Annotated in this window: 29 protein-coding genes; 6 read left to right on the top strand and 23 right to left on the bottom strand. The window is 34.6% G+C overall.

Annotation, left to right across the window (positions count from 1 at the left end):
* Positions 1-10: 10 nt before the first annotated feature.
* The 12 genes from ACUN26_RS07550 to ACUN26_RS07495 form a co-directional block, all read right to left on the bottom strand.
* Entirely contained in the window at positions 11-433 is a 423-nt protein-coding gene (locus ACUN26_RS07550) for a hypothetical protein (protein WP_016513955.1), read from the bottom strand.
* Between the two features lie 4 nt (positions 434-437).
* Positions 438-848, bottom strand: a complete 411-nt coding sequence (locus ACUN26_RS07545; RefSeq protein ID WP_000024032.1) for an HK97-gp10 family putative phage morphogenesis protein — start codon at positions 846-848, stop codon at positions 438-440.
* A 6-nt stretch (positions 849-854) separates the two neighbouring features.
* Positions 855-1226: a hypothetical protein gene (locus ACUN26_RS07540; protein ID WP_016513954.1), complete on the bottom strand. Its 372-nt coding sequence runs from the start codon at positions 1224-1226 to the stop codon at positions 855-857.
* Complete coding sequence (locus ACUN26_RS07535; protein ID WP_016513953.1) at positions 1223-1759, bottom strand: hypothetical protein; 537 nt, start codon at positions 1757-1759, stop codon at positions 1223-1225. Before ACUN26_RS07535 ends, ACUN26_RS07540 begins: the two co-directional genes overlap by 4 nt.
* The gene (locus ACUN26_RS07530; protein WP_016513952.1) at positions 1759-1923 is read right to left on the bottom strand and encodes a YqbF domain-containing protein; all 165 of its coding nucleotides are present in this window, start codon (positions 1921-1923) and stop codon (positions 1759-1761) included. Before ACUN26_RS07530 ends, ACUN26_RS07535 begins: the two co-directional genes overlap by 1 nt.
* A gap of 604 nt (positions 1924-2527) precedes the next feature.
* A complete protein-coding gene (locus ACUN26_RS07525) occupies positions 2528-3505 on the bottom strand; it encodes an XkdG (protein ID WP_033660281.1) in 978 nt (325 codons plus the stop codon).
* Between the two features lie 29 nt (positions 3506-3534).
* The gene (locus tag ACUN26_RS07520; protein ID WP_016513949.1) at positions 3535-4737 is read right to left on the bottom strand and encodes an XkdF-like putative serine protease domain-containing protein; all 1203 of its coding nucleotides are present in this window, start codon (positions 4735-4737) and stop codon (positions 3535-3537) included.
* A 113-nt stretch (positions 4738-4850) separates the two neighbouring features.
* Positions 4851-5369, bottom strand: a complete 519-nt coding sequence (locus ACUN26_RS07515; RefSeq protein ID WP_016513948.1) for a phage head morphogenesis protein — start codon at positions 5367-5369, stop codon at positions 4851-4853.
* Positions 5370-5482: 113 nt separating this feature from the next.
* On the bottom strand, positions 5483-6964 hold the full coding sequence (locus tag ACUN26_RS07510; protein ID WP_016513947.1) for a phage portal protein: 1482 nt from the start codon (positions 6962-6964) through the stop codon (positions 5483-5485).
* Positions 6965-7033: 69 nt separating this feature from the next.
* Complete coding sequence (locus tag ACUN26_RS07505) at positions 7034-8311, bottom strand: PBSX family phage terminase large subunit (protein WP_016513946.1); 1278 nt, start codon at positions 8309-8311, stop codon at positions 7034-7036.
* A complete protein-coding gene (gene terS / locus ACUN26_RS07500) occupies positions 8304-9131 on the bottom strand; it encodes a phage terminase small subunit (RefSeq protein ID WP_016513945.1) in 828 nt (275 codons plus the stop codon). Before terS ends, ACUN26_RS07505 begins: the two co-directional genes overlap by 8 nt.
* Before the next feature lie 21 nt (positions 9132-9152).
* Positions 9153-9332 carry a hypothetical protein gene (locus tag ACUN26_RS07495; RefSeq protein ID WP_016513944.1) on the bottom strand — a complete coding sequence of 60 codons (180 nt, stop codon included), beginning with the start codon at positions 9330-9332 and terminating at the stop codon, positions 9153-9155.
* Positions 9333-9429: 97 nt separating this feature from the next.
* Here ACUN26_RS07495 and ACUN26_RS07490 point away from each other — a divergent pair, with 97 nt between their 5' ends.
* Positions 9430-9651, top strand: a complete 222-nt coding sequence (locus ACUN26_RS07490) for a hypothetical protein (RefSeq protein WP_016091047.1) — start codon at positions 9430-9432, stop codon at positions 9649-9651.
* 80 nt (positions 9652-9731) lie between these two features.
* Here ACUN26_RS07490 and ACUN26_RS07485 read toward each other — a convergent pair whose 3' ends face one another.
* Positions 9732-10274, bottom strand: coding sequence for a site-specific integrase (locus ACUN26_RS07485; protein ID WP_016513943.1), 543 nt, complete (start codon positions 10272-10274; stop codon positions 9732-9734).
* A gap of 188 nt (positions 10275-10462) precedes the next feature.
* Here ACUN26_RS07485 and ACUN26_RS07480 point away from each other — a divergent pair, with 188 nt between their 5' ends.
* The gene (locus ACUN26_RS07480) at positions 10463-10606 is read left to right on the top strand and encodes a DUF3956 family protein (protein WP_080223070.1); all 144 of its coding nucleotides are present in this window, start codon (positions 10463-10465) and stop codon (positions 10604-10606) included.
* A gap of 472 nt (positions 10607-11078) precedes the next feature.
* Here the strand turns inward: ACUN26_RS07480 and ACUN26_RS07475 are convergent, their stop codons facing one another.
* Entirely contained in the window at positions 11079-11594 is a 516-nt protein-coding gene (locus tag ACUN26_RS07475) for a DUF3231 family protein (RefSeq protein ID WP_000512143.1), read from the bottom strand.
* Between the two features lie 346 nt (positions 11595-11940).
* Here ACUN26_RS07475 and ACUN26_RS07470 point away from each other — a divergent pair, with 346 nt between their 5' ends.
* Positions 11941-12270, top strand: a complete 330-nt coding sequence (locus tag ACUN26_RS07470; protein WP_016513942.1) for a WGxxGxxG family protein — start codon at positions 11941-11943, stop codon at positions 12268-12270.
* 399 nt (positions 12271-12669) lie between these two features.
* Here the strand turns inward: ACUN26_RS07470 and ACUN26_RS07465 are convergent, their stop codons facing one another.
* From ACUN26_RS07465 to ACUN26_RS07455, 3 genes are all read right to left on the bottom strand, one after another.
* Positions 12670-12903, bottom strand: a complete 234-nt coding sequence (locus ACUN26_RS07465; RefSeq protein ID WP_016513941.1) for a hemolysin XhlA family protein — start codon at positions 12901-12903, stop codon at positions 12670-12672.
* 457 nt (positions 12904-13360) lie between these two features.
* Complete coding sequence (locus tag ACUN26_RS07460) at positions 13361-14449, bottom strand: saccharopine dehydrogenase NADP-binding domain-containing protein (protein WP_001036803.1); 1089 nt, start codon at positions 14447-14449, stop codon at positions 13361-13363.
* 120 nt (positions 14450-14569) lie between these two features.
* Entirely contained in the window at positions 14570-14881 is a 312-nt protein-coding gene (locus ACUN26_RS07455; protein ID WP_000995772.1) for an ArsR/SmtB family transcription factor, read from the bottom strand.
* Positions 14882-15239: 358 nt separating this feature from the next.
* On the opposite strand from ACUN26_RS07455, the gene ACUN26_RS07450 reads away from it, so the two are divergent.
* Positions 15240-16673 carry an IS4 family transposase gene (locus ACUN26_RS07450; protein ID WP_001053925.1) on the top strand — a complete coding sequence of 478 codons (1434 nt, stop codon included), beginning with the start codon at positions 15240-15242 and terminating at the stop codon, positions 16671-16673.
* Positions 16674-17088: 415 nt separating this feature from the next.
* On the opposite strand, the gene ACUN26_RS07445 is transcribed toward ACUN26_RS07450, so the two are convergent.
* The 6 genes from ACUN26_RS07445 to ACUN26_RS07420 all read right to left on the bottom strand — a co-directional run bounded on the left by ACUN26_RS07445 (position 17089) and on the right by ACUN26_RS07420 (position 19710).
* On the bottom strand, positions 17089-17655 hold the full coding sequence (locus tag ACUN26_RS07445) for a hypothetical protein (RefSeq protein ID WP_016513940.1): 567 nt from the start codon (positions 17653-17655) through the stop codon (positions 17089-17091).
* A 466-nt stretch (positions 17656-18121) separates the two neighbouring features.
* Entirely contained in the window at positions 18122-18664 is a 543-nt protein-coding gene (locus ACUN26_RS07440) for a site-specific integrase (RefSeq protein WP_016513939.1), read from the bottom strand.
* Entirely contained in the window at positions 18664-19146 is a 483-nt protein-coding gene (locus ACUN26_RS07435; protein WP_016513938.1) for an ArpU family phage packaging/lysis transcriptional regulator, read from the bottom strand. Before ACUN26_RS07435 ends, ACUN26_RS07440 begins: the two co-directional genes overlap by 1 nt.
* A gap of 27 nt (positions 19147-19173) precedes the next feature.
* Positions 19174-19344: a hypothetical protein gene (locus tag ACUN26_RS07430; RefSeq protein ID WP_016513937.1), complete on the bottom strand. Its 171-nt coding sequence runs from the start codon at positions 19342-19344 to the stop codon at positions 19174-19176.
* Between the two features lie 115 nt (positions 19345-19459).
* Positions 19460-19582 (bottom strand): DUF3983 domain-containing protein, encoded by a 123-nt coding sequence (locus tag ACUN26_RS07425; protein ID WP_080223069.1) that lies wholly within the window; start codon positions 19580-19582, stop codon positions 19460-19462.
* Positions 19570-19710, bottom strand: a complete 141-nt coding sequence (locus ACUN26_RS07420) for a hypothetical protein (protein WP_218963198.1) — start codon at positions 19708-19710, stop codon at positions 19570-19572. The genes ACUN26_RS07425 and ACUN26_RS07420 overlap by 13 nt, the downstream gene beginning before the upstream one ends.
* Positions 19711-20305: 595 nt before the next feature.
* Here ACUN26_RS07420 and ACUN26_RS07415 point away from each other — a divergent pair.
* Positions 20306-20593 carry a DUF4183 domain-containing protein gene (locus ACUN26_RS07415; protein WP_016513935.1) on the top strand — a complete coding sequence of 96 codons (288 nt, stop codon included), beginning with the start codon at positions 20306-20308 and terminating at the stop codon, positions 20591-20593.
* 1198 nt (positions 20594-21791) lie between these two features.
* On the top strand, positions 21792-22805 hold the full coding sequence (locus ACUN26_RS07410; protein ID WP_445540874.1) for an exosporium leader peptide-containing protein: 1014 nt from the start codon (positions 21792-21794) through the stop codon (positions 22803-22805).
* The last annotated feature ends 44 nt before the right edge of the window (positions 22806-22849 follow it).

Genomic DNA, 22849 nt, shown 5'->3' with positions numbered 1-22849 from the left:
GCCCTACCCCCTAATACAAGTCCGTTCGCATGGTTCGGACAAGAAATTTCGCATTTATATGAATGATAGATGGGTCTTCATCTGGTACCGACAGTTTACCTGCACGATGTATAGAAAGTATCCCATCATCTTTTAAACCAACTTCTCTATCTAGTAACTTTTCAATACGTGTAGCAATTAACTTTGCCTTATCATAATCCCCATTATCACAATACACATCGAAATTTAGAATCATACGATCTATAATTTCAACATCATCCGGATTATCTGCTTCAATTCTCATAACTACATAAGGCATTTCCATATCATCTTGTGCAGTTTGAAATGAAAGAGCAGGGCCTTTGTCCTCGCCTTCACCATATTCTGATAGATTAGCTTTTATTATTTCATCGTTCTCTACAAGCATTCTAATAGCTGCAATAGCATTAGACATACAATTACCCTCCCATCATTCTTTTAAGCTCTCTGCGTTCTTTTTCAAACGCTTTTAATAGGAATGGGCGGGCTTCCATATGACTTGTACCAGTTTCAAGCCATATTGCTTTCTGCAAGTCGCTTCCTACGGCACCCAATACCTCTGATTGTGACCGTTTAACATTGTATTTAATCGAATTTAACAAGTCACCGGTACGAACAGCAGGAGCTTCACCTGGTTTAGAAGCAGTATATTTACGACTCGTATGAGGTATTTTGTATTGTTTACCGCTACGGCTACCCGTGAGGTTCTTCTTCACTTGATTTTGTAAATGAATAGATGCTGCTGTGACCTTTTCAACACACATAGCGTTAATATGCGTCTTGATTTGCTCCATATTGCTTGAATACTCAATTTCTACTGAATTAGCCATATAGAATCATACCTTTTCGCAATAAATTTCAATGTGGTGATTCATAAACGCAGGATTGCGCGGTTCTCCTTTAACTTCAAACGTATAATCAACACCTAATTCTTCACTTTTGAAATGAATACGATCATTAGGCTTAATTTTGTAAGAAGCAGGTGCATATATCTTAAAGATTGTATCAAAATTTTGTTTATCACGCTTAAACCTCTCATTATCAGCAGCAGAATTAGTAGTTACACGACAAGTCATATTCTCATAAATGTCTTCCTCTGTTTCTGCATAATTACCAGAGGATTGTTTCTTTTTCATTTTTCGTTTTACAACTACCTCATGTATATATAAATCATCCATTCCACCATCATCAAAATACATTTCGTTCATGTGGCCATCACCGGCTTAACTCTTGCTCTAAAGCCTTTTAAACCATTGAGTATCTTATTGTTTGTAGCTGGTTCATCTAGTGTTTCTGGGCTAATCTGGTACGAATAATCGCCAATGCTCTCCGTTGTCTTCATGCCTTTTCGTTGTAAGTTAGCACGAACTACTGCAGAAACAACCAAATCAATAATACATTTTTTCATAAGTACCTGCAGATCGTCATAATCTTGTATCTTATATTCGAATTCATATAACTGATTTTCAGATAAACCGTAAACAATACGCCCATTTACAGTAATAGAATCGGTCATATCTTGTTTCGAACTAACATGAGTTACTTTTGCTATAGATTCAGCAGGAAAAGAAAGCCAAGCTAGTTTGCTTGTTTGAATGACTTCTTTCATTGGATTCTCCGGCTTAACTCTTATATACTTCCTAACAATAACTGCGTAGTAATCTATTAGTTCTTGAATAACCTTATCGGGCATTTTCTGCACATTTACGCGGTCTTTAATGTCCTGCATGGTAATATCCATTATGTTTCTTTCTCCTTCTTATCGACTTCTTTTACAAGTTCAAAATGTCCAGTACTTACAAGGTAATCAGCTTTATCATTTGCTACTGTTTCTTCTTGGCCATTCTTAAACTTTTGTCCATAAGCCGTGTAAGTACCACCTAATCGCAGCGTAACTACTTTCATAATTAACACCCCTTTCACGAATGTAAACTATTGCATAAAAGTTTACTTTTTTATCTATCTGGACTTACTCCTTAACGAAAAATTTTGTATATTTGATAATAAGTGTAATTTATTACCAAAACATACAAAGGGGTCTCATAATGGATATTTTTTTATTCAATTTATTATTTTTTTCAGTCTTAATTTTATTAAAAATAAATTTTATTTCAGCACTAAATACAGAAATAAAAAGAGAGTCAAAAAACTATTTAATAATAATTATTGATTTTCTTTTTATAATTATTTTTTTATGGCTTAGTATAAATGTTTTTTTAGAAATTACTTTAATATTACGCAGAAATTTCGATAATCTATCTTTATAAAATATTATATTAATTCATTGTTCTTCATTAATTTGTTTAACTATCATGTTATCAAACTGTTAAAACTTTTAGATATTCACATTGAAAAATGAATGTAAACTTTTAAATGAAAGTTTACATTCGCATTGCTAGTTTTATTGGTTCTATCTCATTTCCCGTTAAAAACAAGAAAATATTAAAAAAGTATACATTCAAAACCCTAATAACAAAGGGTTTATTCCCATAAAAAATACGCCTGGATATTAAGCTCCAAACGTATCCGGAATATTTGTTAGGATTGCTACTGCATCCATTTCTTGAATTACAGCATCATCATCAAAGTGAATTACATAGAATCGTTTATCTTCCATTACTGCAGATTTACCTTCTGTTGTTTTACGAATGCGAGTTTCATATGTGTTAACAGCAATAAAGTTACGTGGATCTGCAAGAATAATAATGTCATCTGATAGAGAAGGAACTGTAACAATCCCATAACCCATTGGTTTATTTACTTGATCTCCTGCTCCTAATAACGCAGCGTCTCCCGCTCCAGTTGGACGGTTTGTTAAATATTCAATCCATTTTTCTCTACGATTTGGTGACATAATCCAACGAAGATTACTATTTTTATATTTATTTGGCATTACACCAGATAAAGCAAAGATCGAACCTTTACCAAATCCATTAGCTTTTGCTTCTTCCCCTGTACCAGTTACTAGTTTAGCGTGGTCAATAATATGCGATTCTTTTGATTTTAATATCTTCTTCAACCAGCCATCGTTAATTGATAAAAATGGATCAGATGATTCAACATCACCATTCCAGTGTAAATCCTCTAAATCAATACCTGTTTGAGTTGACATAAGTGTCATTACAGTATCTTCAAAACCTTCACCTTCAATATTTTCACGCAGCGTTTCTTCTGTAATTTCCCAAGGTAGACGAAGTGCTTTTGTATTGTATGGAATAGTTGATGTATTAACACCTGCACGGTAATCCTCATCTTTATTCTCTGTTTTCTTACGTAGAATGCGGCCGCCAATACCAACTTTATCAAGTACACCTTGTTTTGCTTTACGCATCTCTTTTCGATGTAATTGAGAGAATGGTGTTGCGTCAAATGCCATTCTAAAGAATTCTTTGCTTTGCTCTGGATTTAATAAACCAGAAGAAACTGATCCTGTAGTAATTGTCTTTTCAATTCTAGATACACGTTTTAATAAATCCTGATTGTTCATTGTGCCCATATTTATATTTCCCCCTTATATTACAGGTTAATTCCTGCCCATTTAGACTTTTTAATTTGTTGTTGTCCTGGTGTAAATTCTTCGTCTGGATCTAAACTTTTACGAATAGAAGCCGCGTTTTCGATATTCTCAAGACGTTCAGCAAATGGCTCCAATGCTTTTTGAATAACTGCTGCAACTTTCTCTTCATCCGTTTGCTCTTCTGGTGTCGGTTCTACTTCTTCACCATTCACTTGTTTTTCAATCTTATCTAACTTGGTAGCTAGTGGCTCTACTGCTTGTTTAACAATCTCTGCAATATCTTCTGCTTTCATTTCATCTTCCTCCTGTGGTGAAGCAGCTTCTTTTATTTCAGTAATTAAAGCTAATGCTTCATCTAATTTTGTATGATTCTTTTGGGATAATACTTTCCCCGCTTTTTTAATACTTTCTAAAACAATGCTTTCTGCTTGTACACTGTCTTCTGATTTCGCAATGGTATAACCACCTTTAATAGAAGAAAGTATGTCCTTCATATCGTCAAGAGCAGCTGCCATACGGTCGATATCGGGATTACTTTCCCAAATCTCCCAATAGAACACATCTTCAAACAAATTAAAAACAGCCCGTAAATCACGCTTTTGTTTTTCATCAATAAAGCAGTCTTTTACTTCGCCTTTTGCGATTTTGTGAGTTTCACCTTTAACGAAATCTAGCATTTTTCGAATAATGCCTTTATCTTCATGAGTAAAATCATCAGTCTTGGCAATTTCTACACGTTCACCAAATCCACCCATAGAAAAACCAGTGACTTCACCTTTTTTAATTTCTTCCCAAGTGTCTGCATCATCAACACGAACCGTCATAAGCCACGTTCCTGCTTGTACTTCTTGTTCGCCTACTGTCATATCACTTTTAGCAATCCAGTTTTCAACAACTGTTCCTTTACCAGCGATTTCATCATGTTGCTTGTCGATATGTTGGTAATTTTCCATAAAGGTATAAGCAGCCTTTTCTATTTCTTCTGCGGTCATTTTATCCCCATGTGAATCTTCTACATCTGGTTCATATACCACACCTGTAACAAGCTGCTTCTCTTCCTCTGTTTTAAGGATTGGAACTTGTTTCGATATATTTGGTTGTTTAGCAGATTCGCTTTTCATAATGGCGAATTGACGACCATTAGCGCCCTTAGTAACTAATGAAACATAGCTGATATTGGCGTTTTTTAGTTCGTATCCCATCGTTTTACCTCCTTCCCTATCAATATTGGGGTTCCACTGTCAAAACGCATAATAGCCACTTTAAAGCCGCATACGTTTTGACGATGAAACCCCAATCAAATAGGTGTATTTTATTACTCTTCTGAAATCATAGTGCAGCGGCAATGTGGATGAGCTGGCGGACACATCTTTCCATTACTAAATAGATCATCAATGTCTACCGTTTCCCCATGTAAACCACCACATTCTTTACAAACACGCTCATCGTTTCCTGTAAGCCATGTTTTCTTATTTCTATTTGCGCCCTTATAAGCAATTAAATTGCCGTAATTCATTGCATATGTTGTTTCTGTACGTGCAATCATCATTGCTCTGTAGTTACTTGCTTCTGTCATCACATCTGCAATAGAAACACTTAATGCATCGACACCCATTCCCTCACTAAGATTCTTTAACATTGTTTCTCTTAATCTATCTTTAGTAGTTTCATGGATTCCCTTTGCTAATTCAAAGGCATAAGCAGCAACCCATTTTGCAGCTACGTCACCAATTGGATCTAATACCATCCAAGTTAAACCATTTGATGCAATGGTACTTTGTACAAATTCTGTTACATCATCCTGCAGCGTGTCTGTGACTTCATCGACAAACATTTGTCTTTCTTCATCCCAATCGACACTATCAAGAAATTCATCAACTTCTGCTTCTGCAATTACAAGATCAATTTCTTCATCTGCTTTATTAATACGAATTACGGGAAGCAGGTTTAAGAGCCGTTTTCCCTGTCCGGAAAAAAATCCGCTACCTTCTTTTGCATAGCTTTCTCTACTTCTTCATGCTTTTCCCTAAATGCATTAATAGCAATTATGTTCTCTTGCTCATTATCTGCAGCTTTCGCAATTGGTTCAGGCGGAGAAGATTCAGTTTTACCATCAAAGAATTTATCTCCTTCTGGTACAGGTTCATAACCTACTACTTTACGAGACTCATTCAGTTTTAATATTCCACCCTCATAACTGTCTTTTGCATACTTTAAATCCGCTTCACGGTCATCCGTATCAATTTCATTTAATTTGAAATGCCAATCTAAACTACCTAGTATTTCAGCGAATACACGGAATAATTGATTGTTCAATCGATGCTCTAGGATTTCTTGACCAGGCTCTATAATAGAGCGCTTGTACATCTCGTTCATTTCTTTAGCAGTTGTTTGCCCCAATGAACCTGTCATAGCCCAGCCGATACGATAAGGCGGTACACGATGGGCCACACATATCTCCATTGCGCTATCCTGTTTATATAAACGGAAACTACCTTCTTTTACATCTGGACTAATCTTTTCTAACCTTGCTTTCGCACCATCTGGCACAGGTACAACGGCTAATTTATGATGTTCTCCTTTTGTTTCTGCAGAGAAGAATGCTTTCAGTTCATTTTCTGTTCCAGAATCTACTTCATCGACTCCCTCAAGAAATAAAATGGAATCCGGGATGGTTTTACCTGTAAAAAAGTCGATATTGTAATCTCTTGCTGCTTGTGAACCCACTATTGAACCTATAGAACTAACGTAATTAGGTATTCCATAATAAGAAGAACGAGAACCAAATTTACGAATAACAATTACTTCTCCGGCTTTTTCTGTTCCATTTCCTACAAGATCATCTGCACCTAAAGGCCTACCATTATCCAGATGATAATCATCTGGATAATTAAACTTTTTAAACCATATTTCTTTATTGTTTACGATTTGAGCAAAGCGTATTTTGTCCTTATGAGCACGTACTGTATGTCCCGGTATATGATAAAGCTCTACCGGACTTTCACCTTTATTATCGCGAACAACTTCAATAATGCCCCAGCCAACTGTTTCATAATCCTCCCATACAGCTCTAAGAATTTCTGAACTTGTCATTTCTGGGTTGCACTTCCGCATGAAATTCTTTAGCATTTCATATTGCTCCTGGCTCGCTGCTTCTTTCACTTCTTCAAAAGGCGCGAAGTCAAAGCCGACACCTGCAATATCATCCACTTTCGCGCTAATACAAGCAGAATGAATAGGGTTACTTTCCTTTATATCCATCAGTACCTTCATATCATAAGGAGGCTTAACCAATCCCCTATCTCCATATATTTGTGCGAATGGGTCAACTGCCATTTGTTTGCTGTTATCTTCCTTATTCTTTGGGCCATCTGCGGATTTATTTATACTAAATACTTTTACATTTTTTATGGTTTTCTTGTCGCTCATATCCTTTGTATGTCCTCCTTTCTTCTATTAATAGAAAGCAAAAGAAATAGCCGAACAATAAATGCTCGACTACATTCTTTTAACCTTTCCACCCATAACTACTTTACGTTTGCTCATATCGTCCTCACATGCATAACGAGTCATATCGATACTATGATTGTCCTTATCTTGTAATCTGTTTTTCGGATTACCATCTTTATCAACTTCATAATCAATATTTTCAAATTCACCTGCAGTTTTTGGACAACGCTCGGGATCAATTATGATTTCTACTAAATCATCTAACCATTTTTCTCCGTATTCAACAGAACCAGGCCCTTTAACTGCACCCTTGATTCTCTTAATATCATGATCGTTTTTCATTTCATCGATTGATTTTGGTTCAGAAGAATCCGCAATTATTTCAACATCATCCCAGCCGAGTTTCTTAATCTTTTCAGCTAATGAACGGTTACTGATTTTAACACCATGTATTTCACCAAATATATAAAGCTTCCTGCGTGTTTTGTCATAATGCATACGACCAAAAGACAGCGCGTCATTCCCATAACCCCAGTCAATTCCTTGACGTATATTATCAAATGTTTTAATTTCTTTATCTGTAATACGTCTGAATTTAAGGTTACTAAATGGAACAACGCCGCTGCCCGTTGGTTTTCCTTCATACTCATGTTCATATTGCTGCGGTTTAAGCCTTTTTGTTTCTTCTGCTTCTTCTACAAACTGCTTAGAAATATGCGGGTTATCATGGTATGTACTATGATGTACAAATGTATTCTTTGGTCTGAATTGCGTTTCAAACTTCTTATTAACCCAGGATTGTTTTCTCTTCGGTGGGTTGTATGAGTAATACATTTTATATCGCAATCCATTCGGTAATTCTTTACGCAAAATAGATTTTTCTATTGTAGAAACATCTTCCTCTAATTTAAATTCGGCCAATTCTTCAAACCACGCAATAGCAACTGGATATTTGGCTATCTTAATAGATTTGATTTTTGCAGGGTCATCAGCGCCACGGAATATCATTTTGTTTCCACGCGGCTTATAAATGATTTCCATTGGACTTTCTTTAAAACGAAATAAATGTTCTACACCTAGTATTTCTATAGCTTCTTTTATTTGCTCATAGCAAGATTCCCTTATTGTATCCTTTACTTTACGTATGCAAAGCACTGTAATAGGAAACTGAATAAGATCCATAACAATACAAATGGATATATCAGTAGATTTACCTGAACCACGTCCGCCTTTACAAACGATTTTTAATATCGATTCACATTTACGAGCTAACCAAACTTGATGAAATGCCGGCGGCAGTATTTCACCGATTTGCTTTTTAGACATTTAAATCACCACTGATATTGTCTACAATGACAACTGGCTCAATATTGTTATCATTATTATTAGTATTAGATTTAATTTTGTCGATTTGAACCTGGATAAATTCAAGTTTGGCACGCCGCTCATCATCTATATTTGCTAATCTGTCAAAATCTCTAATAAGAGCAGACAAAGTAGAAAGGGCCTTAGATTGAGCATTTAAGAAACTCGCTTGTTTATCCCAAGCAAATTGAATTTCCCACTCTTCTTCAAATCCGCTTTCACTAAGTTTTTTCTTTCTTAGTTCCTTTGTCATGTCCTCTTTATTATTAACGAACATAATACGTTGAGCATGAATGATTTGAGCGTGCTGCAACATTATACTTTCCCATAGAATCGATAAAGAATCATTGTTAATCGCTTCCTCTAGCTCTTCTTTTAAATCATATAATTCTTTTGGTAAATACTTTCTATATAAACCATGAGTAGCAGCATTACCATTACGCAATGGAGCAGATCCTCCGGGATTACCAGCAGCATTTTTATTGCCCTTTTTAGCTCCACCACGATTGTTTACAGCATTCTTATTACCTTTGGGTGCTCCTGGTTTCTTTTTGGAGTACTCCGTATCTTTCTTTGGAGTACTCCGTTCATTTTTATGGAGTACTCCATTTAATTGGTCTATCCATCCATCTTTGGATTTCCATCCACCAACCGTTTTTTCACTTACAGTTTTTTCGGATGTAGACAACAATTCGGAAATTTTACGATTAGTAATATCGCCGTTATGTTCTTTAAATATTTCATACGCTTTGTTACGGTCTGGACTTCGTTGTCTGGCCATAATTACATAACACCTGCCCCCTTATCCAATTGCTTGCACTTCCTTCTCTAAACACTCAATGCATATATGAGCATTATCCGTATTTGCTTCACGGAGATATGTTTTATCAAAATGAGTAATAGTTAATGGCATTTTTAATGTCCACATGCAAGGTTCATTACAAACAGAGCATGTAGGAACGTTTATAGTTTCTTCTTCCATTTACACCACCTCACGCTAATCGCTTTTTGCTTTATTGTAAATCTATAAATTTAAATGTAATATTATAAGTAACCCATACTGAAAGGAGCTGATACATATGTGGGAAAAAATCAAGAATTATAGATTGAGCTTAAAAGACTTGAAGTTTATGTTATGGTTATTCGGTATTACATGTTTTATATACAGCTACAATTTCATTGTAGGACTTGCTCTTGACCACAAATTCCAAGTCTATGATTTAGGTAGTGCTATAGCTACCTACGCTGCATTAATGGCTACTAAAAATAGGATTAAAGATAAAAATTATAAGACAGCGTAGTATAAAAGGGATCCTTAGAGGTTCCTTTTTCTATACAAAATAAAAAAGCAGCAAATTCGCTACTTTTGTTTGTGTCTCATTTATAAACTGAAGTCTTCTAATGATTTATCAATCTCATCTTGTCGGATCCCTATATAACGTAATGTAATCGATGGAGCGGAATGATTAAAGATTGTTTGTAGCATTACTACATCTTTTGTCTTTTGGTAATAATGGTATCCAAAAGTTTTTCTAAGAGTATGCGTTCCAATTTCATCAAGCCCTACTTTTTCAGCAGCAGCGTTCATAATTCGATAAGCTTGAATTCTTGTGATCGGTTTTCCTGTCTTTTTAGAAGCAAATAAGCAATCTGTTTCATTCATTCCACTTACATACTCATTTATTTTTTCTCTTAACGCTGTATTGATAATGAAACGTTTCTCTTTCCCGGTCTTCTGTTCTTTAATTACAATGTGAGTTCTTTCTTTCACATCATTTACGTGTAACTTTAATAAATCACTAATTCTTAGACCTGTATTGATTCCCATTTCAAATAAAAACAAATCACGATAAGACTGGCGACGTAAAACCTCTTTCACTTCTTCTAATTTTTTCTTATCTCGAATTGGTTGCACAAACTTCATTCCTTACCCCTCCATACATTATGTTACATTAGATGTATCTTTATTATACAATATGTTACATAAAATATGGTATCTATTTTTATAAAACAATAGAAACGTTGATATAACAGCATTTCTCTTCTGAAATCTAATGTAACAAAATATATGATGTGTTACATTAGATAATTTTTGACCATCATTTACAATATTTGGTTTGTGTTGAGTTTGTTTTGTTTGTAAATGGCCATTCTTTTTTAGTTCTTACAGTAGCTGGTATCGAAATTGCTAGATTAGAGATTTCTCTTCAAGTAGCATTAGCTCTAAGAGTACTTGGAATACCGATTTGTGATTAATTAGCATATCAAAAGAAAAAGCACCTGAATGGATGCTCTGATATCAATTATTTATTTGTATTTCAATTACGGTAAATGAAGTTTTCTCCTTCTTCCAATCACCTAATATTGCTGCATCAATTTGTTTGTACATTATTAAGTAACTGGAAGAAGAGCAAAAGCCCTTCCCCGTTTATACAACGTGAATTCCAATTAAATGTGAAAACAAGAAATAACTGTTCATCCAATCTGCAACCTTCGCCACCGGTTATGACGACCCATTTTCAGTTATAAGGAATTTTATAAGCAATGTTTTCCGCCACTACTCACAATACAAATATATCACGTTAATTCCAAAACAACCGGCACATTTACTGCCAAAAAGCGGTCACGACTCTGCCACTTATTTTAATTCACTAATAACCTTTATTTTCCTAGACAACCTCACTGCAACAGTCATAAAGAATAGAATAGATTGGATTTTATTTAGGTATTATGCTTGATCTGATTGTAGAACATGTAATGGAGGCGGAATAATCCAACCTTTTTTCTTATTCAGTCGAAGTAATATAGCTCCAGCTTGTGCTTTTTTCATATGAAATTGACCAAACATCATTCCAACGTCTTCTCGAAGAGATTGTCCCATAGCTTGACTACATGCTACTAACCCAGCAGCAAGATCCATAGAAACTTTAGCTGCAATTTCTGCATCATTAATACGAGCACCAGGAGGAATCGTTTCAATAGATGCAACTGGTCTTTCTGGAGGTGCTGGTGGTAATGCAACACCATTCAATTTTAATATATTTTTTAATTCTTCAACTTCTGATTGAATATCATTCTCTACAAGGTTTTCTAAAAATTTCTTTAAATCCTCGTCTCCTGTGTGGTTAATAAGAACTTGATATCCAGCAATTGCACCTTGTGCCGCTGCAAGATAACTCCAAATTCCAAAGACTTCTCCGTAGTGCATTGGTTCATTTTGTGGATTTCCACTTAAAATACCCATAAAAATATTCCTCCTTAAAGAAATTAGACTTTTAGCAACAATACTTACTATAGAAAAAATTTTCCCAACCATGTTCTTGATTAAAGAAAATAAGTTCTTATAACTCATAAGGAACACCTTACCCAAATATAGTAATTACCTCTCATAGAATGTACCGTTACCAAAAATTTATGCTTATAAAGAATAAATACCTTTTAATTAACTTAATCCACTATTATTAAGTACTTTTAATAATAAAAATTAAAGATGTTTATTATAATTTCAATTCAAATGGTTTTATATATTTTCAACCGAATATTGTCTAAAGGAACTGGAGACATTACTAAATACGAAAGGGGGGAAAAACATGAGTAAAAAACTTTCATCTATTTTAGGTGCCCTATTACTAACTATTATGGTTTTTGGTACAAGCGTCCATGCTGAATACGATGGATATAATACGAATAGAGTTAACAATAACAATACTACAACTCGAGTTAATGACTATAACACGAATAGAGTTAATGACTATAACATGAATAGAGTTAATAATGATGTGAGAACTCGAAATGTAAATACGACAAATGATTTAAATGATAATCGTAATAAAAATAATAATTGGACTTGGCTTGGTTTATTGGGACTACTAGGATTATTTGGTCTTAGAAAAAAAGACAAAGATCCAGAAAGACGTTAATGTAGGACATTGTATTTAATTTTAAAAGATATTTATTTATCAATAGAATGCAAAATGAATCGCCTTTAATAAGGCGATTTTTTATTTTTTTAAAATCAATAACAATTATGATTTGAACCAAAATTTTGTCGCTTGGGCAGGCTTATGATTCTTTCGTTTTGTGGCGATTCTCCTATACTGCCTATACTGTCCCAGACTGTTCACCTATTGCTTATTAAGAGCAGGAGGTAATTTCTACGACTATCAAAATATATGTAAACCACATCAACGGTAAAGAGTGTACCCTATGGAGGACTGTCCCCTTTGAGCCCCTCAATCCTTGAAGGGCTCCCACGCTAGTTAATCAAATAATCTCTTTGCTTCGCTAAATCCGTTTTGATTGACCAACATCCTTTTTTCCTATAACAGGGCTCTTGCTACTACACCAAGTACTCCTGTTAACAATCCGCTTATGATTAATCGTAAAATCCATGTAGTATTTGCACTAATTTTATCTAATTGTTTATTAATAGTTAAAACATCCTTTTCAGCTACTAGTATTCTTGTTTCTAAATTTCTCATATCATGTTGTATAGCTTTTAAATCTAGTTTCATTTGATTAAAATCTTTCTCTAGTTCCTCCAATTTTGTCATATAGCATATTTCTCCTTTAAAATTTATTTTTAATACTTTATATGTATATGATAATTAAAGGATGGTGATACAAAGAGAGATCCCAAATCTATTAGGATTGCACCACCTGCCCATCAAATGCCTTCTCTTCACTTACCCATATCTTATATTGTGTGTAACTGACCCTATCGTTAAATCCCTTGGTATCATTGATTTCATTTAACTTTCTCTTTTGAGTTACACAGTACAAAAATTATGAGTAACTGTATAGGGATACCACCACATCGCCATCAAGCTAACAAGGACGATTTACCCCAAAACGAAAATTTTATTTCTGTACAGTTGTTTCTTACAATTCAGCTCATTTTTTTCGTTTTGAGGAATACTAGACTTCTTAAATTGATGAATGTGAGGAATTCGATTTCTTAACTTTAGTTTGATAGCGATATGTGTACTACCACGTATAGAACGGTACCTTTTATATATTTTCTGTCGTAATATTAACTCCGTATTCTCTATAAAAATCTAAAATTGTAGATGCATTCACACCCAAATCTAATAGATTTTCTGGAAAGTAAATTTCAGAATTCGGAACCACAATATCAGATGTTTGTAAAATATTCTCTGCTTGGACAGATGCTCCTAAAGCAGTAAGATGTGTCTGTCCTAACGGATCCGATATGTTCACACATCGTCTATGCAATACACCAGTATCATCATAACCTTTAAGGTGAATAACTATGTTATGTGCACTTCCCTTTCCGGGTTTATAGAGAATATTTTTCCGTAAACCGGTAAATTTTTCTCCGCTAATTATTTTCCAAATTCCTGTATTCACCAGAGAAACCAATCCATATGTAGATATTTTACTATCAAAAGCAATACGAAAGTTAGCCGAAACAGCATGAATAGATTCTGGCAGAGTTATGTGATCAGGAGTATCCAAACGATAACATTTTGTTATATAACCGTTGGGAAAGCGGACTTTGATTGGATCAGTCATTGGATAGGCCTGTCGCATTCCCTCTTGAGATTTGACTTCAAATGGAATAGTTAACCGATCCATATATGCTGTTGAATTTGGTCCTGCTTTGTCTTGAAGAGAATATAATGCGTTGATATCAACTGTAACCTCTTGAAGATCTTTTGAATAAATTTTAGAAAAAAGGGCTGCTGTCCCCCCCATCCACCCAGAAGCTAATACAACAGGGGATTGAACTTCAACATTTTTCAATCGAGCAATAGAACTCTGAAATCGTTCAGTCCAACGAGTAATGTCAACCAATGGAATTCTTCTTTTGACCGCGGATAGAAGTAGTCTATCTTGAGAATCATTAACCGCATTAACAACTAATGTGAGATTATCATTCAAACTTCTTAAAGGATCATCTGTTGTGTTGTCCACCTTGACTATTTTTACTCTCTCTGATTCAAAAGGTAGTGCTTTCCCTAAGGTTCTTCCTCCTAATCTAATTTCCAAATCAGGATGTCGATCATGTAAAATTTGAGCAATTTGGCTACCAACAACTCCATATCCACCAACAATTAATACGGTTTTCTTATTCATCTGAAACCTCCATTTTAATTAGTATTCACTTATAAGTTTAAATGATTAAAAACTTAAACCTTTTAACATAAAAACCATTAAAAAAGGGGCAAAATGTGTCCCTAAATTATAAATTTGTATCTAATTCTTACATTCATCTTCGACTAAAGAAACAAGTTCTTTTAAAAGATTTATTGTTTCATTAAATTCAAGGCAATAATACATTTCAGTGCCTTTTTTCTGAACTTGAAGCAACCCTGATTGTTTCAATATTTTCAGATGATGAGATACAGTAGGCCTTGACATAGGAATATGCTCCGCAATTTGCGTCACATTTAAGCTATCTTTATCAATTAAAAGTGATACAATTTGCCGACGTGTTGGATCTCCCAGCCCTTGAAAACACGGTCCTAAACTTTCTAAAAGATGCATTACTTTATCATTACAGTTCATTTCACTCACATTTCCTTTTGTTGAAGAATTTAATCATTTAAACGTATTATAAATTACATTACTATCTAATGCAATAAAGAAGTAGCACCAACTTTGAGTATAAATATAGAAAGTTTCATACACGGCCGTTTTCGGTTTTCCATATTTGTCAGAATGTCGGTTCTTTTTCCCGTAACAATTGCCGAATCCATACCAGCTACAACCAGGACAAACCCACGAAATTAAGCCTATATCAGATTGTATCCAAAGCTTCCAGGGGTACCGCCACATCGATATAAAGCTAAGGTTCTGCACTATCCATAAAGCAAAAAAGACGTTATCCTTTCTGTAGAATTATAGGAAAGGATGGCGTCTCTTTATGAATCTTTCGATCCTTGACGAACTTCAACCGATTGCTGAAGAATTACAACGACATATGTCTCCTCATGTTCTAGAACACCTAGCCAAAGAAAAAGGATTCGTTCAGCGAAAGAGTAAATATCAAGCACAGGAGTTAGTTGCTTTATGTGTATGGCTTAGTCAACAGGTTGCAAGTACATCACTCACACAATTATGTAGCTGCCTTGAAGTATCTACAGGTATTCTTATCAGCCCTGAAGGACTTAACCAACGATTTAATGCTTCCGCAGTACAGTTTCTTGAACAAGTTCTAGCTAACCTTCTAACTCAAAGAATTCATTCAACAAAAGAAATAATTCATCAATATACCACGGCATTTAAGCACATTCGGATTCTAGACTCTACAACATTTCAGCTTCCAGATAAGTTTTCTTCACATTATCAAGGTTCTGGTGGAAGTAGCCATACGGCAGGAGTTAAAATTCAATTGGAGTATGACCTATTGAGTGGAAAGTTCCTGCACGTTTATGTAGGAGAAGGAAGAGAAAATGATAAAACCTTTGGTTCAACAAGCCTACAAACCATTCAACCAAAAGACTTGTACATAAGAGATTTAGGCTATTTCGACTTACATGACTTACAGAAGATCCATGATAAAGGAGCTTACTATGTCTCACGTTTGAAATTAAATTCTCGAATCTATTGTAAGAATGATCAGCCAGAGTATTTTCGAAATGGGACCGTGAAGAAAGGAACACTCTATATTCAGTTAGATATGGAAGAACTCATGAATCAATTGTCCCCTGGTCAAACAATGGAGATTCCAGAGGTATACATTGGACAGTATCAAAAATTACCAGCTCGTGTTATTATTCATCGATTAACAAAGGAACAAACAGAAAAAAGGTTGAAAGAACAAACCAAAAGAGAAAAAAAGAAAGGTATTATCTACAAAGAACGGAGTAAACGGTTGAGTGGAATCAATGTGTATATTACGAATCTTTCTGCAGAAAATGTTCCAACGGAACATATCCATGACTTCTATTCATTACGTTGGCAAATTGAAATTTTATTTAAAACATGGAAATCTTTCTTTCAAATTAACCAGTGTAAAGAAATCAAGAAAGAACGCTTAGAATGCCATTTATATGGGCAACTCATTAGTATTTTACTCTGTTCATCGACGATGTTTAAAATGCGTCAGTTACTCTTGGATAAGAAAAAGAAAGAGCTAAGTGAATACAAATCCATCTATATGATAAAGAATTATTATCTATTGTTTTATGAAGGATTACAAAAGGACATTCATGAATTATTAAAAGTTTTACTGCGTTTGTTTTATCTTTTAGAGAAAAATGGGCGGAAATCTCACCGGTACGAAAAGAAAACCGTCTTTGATATCTTAGGTGTTGTGTATGATTATACGTTGTCACAAAGTTTCAAAGTTGTATAATATTTTTTGAAATACCTATTTAATAGGCTTATTTGTTATGCCCATCTTTAATACAGTCGTAGAAATTTAAAGAAATAACTCTCACATATACCCTCTTAGCACCCTTAACTTGATGGTGATGGGATACCACCAACATTTTGCAAAATAACCTACGCTATGCGGAAACATAAAATAAGCTGCCCATGTGGACAGCTTATTTACATAATTATCGATATTGGAAGTCATTTTGAAATTTTATAATGGACATTAAAAACGGTGAAAATGACAAAATTTATATAGATTTTTGAATTACACAAATGATTTTAGATTACACTTTTCACGTTTTTTGATTTCAGAATGCCTGCTAATACTTAACGTAAGATTTGGTTCAGTTGTTACACAAATTCCTTTAACTTTTTAAGTGAGGTAGTTTAATTTAGAGCCACGTATGAATTAGCATTGAACACACAAACGCAAATGAAAGGTAGTAATGCCAATTTTTATCTTTTCGTTTGTATCGTAGAAATCCCAATGTTCCTAATGTAAGAAATAAAATATACGAAATAACGCCTGATATAGAGACTGCATTTGTTTTCCATTCATAAAATACCATAATAATTACATGTATGGTGATCAATGCGAATGCAATAACTGCAACAGGAACATGAAATAATTTTACCCACTTCAAAATTTTTGAAATGAGTGCTTTAATCTCTTTGCCTAACTTTATTTTTTTGAGCCTTAATAAAAAATAAAGAGGAAATATGGAAAATGCAGCAAAAATACCAATTCGACCTAAAGATGCTTTATTTTTAGCATAAAATTCTAAAGGACTTTTCATGTGGTGCACATGTTGATGATTTATATCTGTTGGTATATTTATTGTTAATGAATCTCTGTGTTCAATTGTCCAAAATCCAGATGCAAGAATAACGAAAGCTACTATGATTGCAGCATAAATTAATTTCCTCTCTTTTGAATTTTTAATCCATTGTTTTAGCATAAAAAAACTCCTAACTTAAAATGTTTATTAGATTTAACTTAGTACAATAGTTTTTTATTATGTAGTTATAATATTAAATTATTCTTAAAGAAAACTTAAAAAATATCCATATTTATTTACACATTTATCCGAAAGAATTTTCCTTTCTCTATCTTCTCAAAAATGATAATTTACCAAATCATACTTTTTATGTAAAAGGAACTTAAAGATTTTATCTGTATATCGTATACATATTCGGTTAACATAACGTCGTATTATCGGTAACAAGGAAAAGGGATGAAACTGTACTCTCACCAAGGAACCTTCTTGTTCTGTTCTATGGATCTATACATTTTTTTATACATTCCTACCTAGCGCAGTTTTAGAATTTTTGTTTGCTATTAGAACTCTATAAAATCTTGCATACTATAAGCGTGGGGGGGCCAAAATGCTGCAATACCCTAGATTTAAAAAGAAAAAGCAATGCTTAGATTTTAAACCTAGTCATTGCTTTATCCATTACATCTTGGTTTACACCTATATAACGTAGTGTGACCTTCTCTGACGAATGATTGAATATCTCCATGAGTAATGCTATGTTTTTCGTTTGCATGTACATATGATACCCGTACGTCTTTCTTAACGTATGTGTTCCTATTTCATCTAATCCGAACTCTGCCGCTACTCCACTTAATATCTTATATGCCATACTGCGACCTATTGGACGATTCCTACCTTGTCTACTTTGCAAAAGATACTCATCATCTTCTCTTGCTTTAATAAACAATTTGAGTTCTCTTTTCAATGCTACGGTAATTTGTATTCTTTTCTGCTTCCCTGTTTTCTTTTCTCTCATAGATATATGACTACCTTTGACATCCCCCACCTTCAATTTCAAAATGTCCGAGATTCTCAGGCCTGTATTGATGCCCATAATGAAGAGAATGTAATTACGTACGCTCTTTTCCTTAAAAAATTCTTTCAGCTGTTGTATTTGCTCTGGATTACGTATTGGCTGAACAAAATTCATTATTCATTACCTCCAGTTTCTTCAGTCTCATAAACTTCTAATCTAAGAGCAAAAGCTAAATTATAAAACGCCCTGGACTTCCAACGGCGATATGTACGCTCACTCATGCCGATTTCGTTATAAACCATATAATCACATACGGCTTCTTCGTCTAAATAACGCTTATTTATAATGTCTCTCTGAATCTTTCCTGCACAACTATTACCTAAGCGACTTAAAAACTGATTAATACGGAATGACATTAACTCCAACCACTCTTCATGCTCACTTTGTTGTAAATTAGCGATTGCTACATCCTCTAAAGGCTTCCCTACCGTATTAGTTGGACCGTGTTCTCTCATTTCATAAGAAGGAGTGACTTTCATTTCCTTACGAATCATTCCGAACTGTCTATATATACGCACACTTTCAAGAACACCTTCTAATTTCTCTTGCGTTGCTGATCTATCTATTTTTGGTAAGAAAGATAATTGTTTAGTCATGTAAGACCACTCCTTTTTATTTTTCGATTATTTTTGTCTTAAAGCTCCACGTCTCCGCTCATAGCAAGGTCTATGCATCCCCATCAAATCCTCAATTTCACGAGTACTTAATTTTTCTTTTTGTTTTTTCTTATTTTTCTTCTTTCCTTGCTTGGATTGCTTTTTCCATTCACGTAACTGATCCTTTAACACCTTCATTTCTCCATCTCCCTTTTCAAAGTAAAAAGGACACCTATTCCTAAAACAGCTTGAATTGCTGCTTTAACGAATTGGTGTCCTCTAGTTTTCTAGCCGGACTATATTTGGTTTCTCTTCACTTTAAAATACCAGCCTGTACAAGAATATTCCGCCAAGCCTTTTCAACTCTATATTTTTCAAAAGCCTTTGTGCGCCGAGCAATGGCTTTTCTTGTTTTTCGTTTCTTTAAATTAGCCATTCTCCTAAATAAACCTCGGCGGCTTTCTCTCCATCCTCTGCTGCAACCATTGCCCAATATCCATGTTTATCAAACCCAAAGTATTTCATATCCATTCCTCTCTGAATAAATTCCTGAACCTTATCCATACTATAACTACACTTAATGATTGAACTTCCTTCTTAATGTTTCTTTAGGAGAGCAGTTAGATTTTGCTGGCTGCTCTTTTTATGTTTTAAGTGAATAAAATTCTAAACATTGCCTAACACTATAGACAAGACTTTAAAAAGTCGATTTCTCCCACTCTAGCTTTCTTGGTCGAGAGCCGAGCGGTTAGCAAAAGCTAACTGCTCTTTTTCATTTAAAGGTTTTCTATAAAATAAATTACCTGTTTCATGCATAATTTTTTACAATTCCATCCATACTAAATTGGGCTTATATAGCTCAGATAATTGTTCATTCACTTGGCGGACAGTTTATTAAATAACTTGTCTGCCTAAGTTATTTAATAATTCTTCTTTATATTAAAATGAAATTTTTATGCAAAAACCCTACTAATCCCTTCACCATAAAACAAACTAAAATCAATAATTCTCAATAAACATATATATATACTTATGAAAATTCCGCTTATTTACTAATACACAAGCCGTTTTCTTTTTGAAAAGTAAATCATAAAATATAATACAGGACCAAGCTTTCTAGAAATTTGTCCAAGTTAATTTTAGAAAGGAGCGAATTTCAATGGCTATCGTTCACCCTTTTGTTGCTGGTAGAAAATTCACCGGCGTAGCATCCTCTGGAACGGGTACTGGTGCTACATTTGCAATTGTTGCAACAGCTTTCACAAATGATACTGGAACAAATACAGCATTTCCAGCTGCTTACGCTTATTACAATCTCTACATTAATGGCGTTCTTCAAACTGCTGATACTTCAACTATCACTGTTGGTCCTTCTTCTATTACCATCCCTGGTGGAGATGTACTTGATGGAGCAACTCCAATTATCGTGGAATTTATTGTAACTTAGTTATATTTTTATCAAATACAATTTTGTCCAGTTTTTTCACAATTTATTACTGTCAGCATATACTAATATAGAATGATAGGAATTTATACTCACTCTTGAAAAGAGCACTTATTCATAGTGCTCTTTTCAATGTTAATTTTTAGTATCAAATAGCGTTTTTGTTCAAAATGATGACTTACTCATTTGGACACATTTACCAGTATTTTTACCAAAAAATTCATGATATTGTTAATTAGTCGAGTACGTCATTACTTGACAATTACCCTTAGAAACCCCACATAAAATCGGGGTTTCTTTTATTTAAATAACGATCTTATTTCAAAATTACACCACCATTAAAAACATACATACAAGATGATGTGAACCTTTTTTCAATATACATCTTGGTCATCGAGCGCTTTTAAAAGCGCTCTTTTTATTTAAATAAGTATTTTTGTTTAATTTCCATTAACCTTTTTGATCCCTTTGAATACATTATTATTGCAAGGGATTCCACAGAGTACTCTCGTCCAGTCACCTCGAATTTCTTGCATCACTTGTGTAAATAACCCGTTATAACTAGCGGGTTATTTTATTTTTGATTACAAGATAACTATTTTGTTAAATCCTTTCACATTTAAACCGGACAAGCATATGTTATTGTATGGAGACCCTCCAGGCATAGAAATCTACCTTTCTAATCTAAGAGCATTGTTATCTGCGTGCTCTTAGATTTTTTACTATGAAATAACATTCTTATAAAAATTTTCACCTTTTGATAAAACAAGCATATAGTATTGATATGGAAACTTTTCACTTATAGTAACCTCCTTACAAAGAGCACTATGAAAAAGTGCTCTCTTTTCACACTTCATAAGAAAATACATATATTAATATTGGCTGCACATGTATTCAGCTTACAAATTAGGCCTTGTAAGCTGTCACCTTTTAAAGGAGCACATTTTAAAATGTGCTCCTTTATTTAATTTTGTTTACACGATTATGCAAAAGAAACATAAAGTATATGGTAATCTAATACTCATAAAACCTATCTTTTTAAGAGCCTACTCATTTGTACGCTCTTTTTTTGTTTTCAATTAACGCTTTTATTAGATATTCTTTTTAGCATCAGTTGGACATGCTTTATTAATCAGTTATTTTCATATCCCATCCCTCTTTGGCATTTATTAATAAAGAGTTAATATACTGGAGGTGAAATATGTCAAAAGAAAATGAATTTGACTCCCATGAAATTTTACATGGAACTGCATTAAATCCCAGTTCTATTGGACCTACATTACCACCTAGTCCACCATTTATAATCCCAACGGGACCCACTGGAAATACAGGACCTACTGGTGGCACGGGACCCACTGGAAATACAGGACCTACTGGTGGCACGGGACCTACTGGTGACACAGGACCTACTGGTGGCACGGGACCTACTGGTGACACAGGACCTACTGGTGACACAGGACCTACTGGTGACATAGGACCTACTGGTGACACAGGACCTACTGGTGACATAGGACCTACTGGTGACACAGGACCTACCGGTGACACAGGACCTACTGGTGACACAGGACCTACTGGTGACACAGGACCTACTGGTGGCACGGGACCTACCGGTGACACAGGACCTACTGGTGACACAGGACCTACTGGTGACACAGGACCTACTGGTGACACAGGACCTACTGGTGACACAGGACCTACTGGTGACACAGGACCTACCGGTAACACAGGACCTACCGGTGACACAGGACCTACTGGTGACACAGGACCTACCGGTAACACGGGACCTACTGAAATTCAATCAGCATTTAGAGCTACTAAAACAGTTGGTACTGGTCAGCCTGAAGATACTATTACTCCAATCATACTTACATTTGATATCGTAGAATTTGATTTAAATGGTGAATACGATGGAATATCAACCTTCACACCTAAACAAGATGGAGTATATCTCATTATTGGCTCTGTAACTTTTTCACCTGGCTTTGTATCAATCTATACGACTACAGTAGATATACTTGTAAATGGTAATATAGCTGCTACTACTCTAAATTTTATGGATGGGAGCACGAGTGTTTTGAACTTTACAACTATTTCTACCATTCTTCAATTACAAGCAGGTGATGCTGTAACCGTTCAGTCTGTTACCAGTATAACTGGTGTATATGTTGCGAACACTGGCACTCATTTTGAAGCGGCTAGATTCCCATCCCCGTGAAACAATTATTTCGCTCACATACTTCATACTTGTAGAAAGATAAA

The sequence above is a fragment of the Bacillus sp. WC2503 genome (assembly GCF_052682895.1).
Note: the sequence above shows the minus strand (reverse complement) of the source record. Positions and strands in the feature narration are given on the sequence as shown.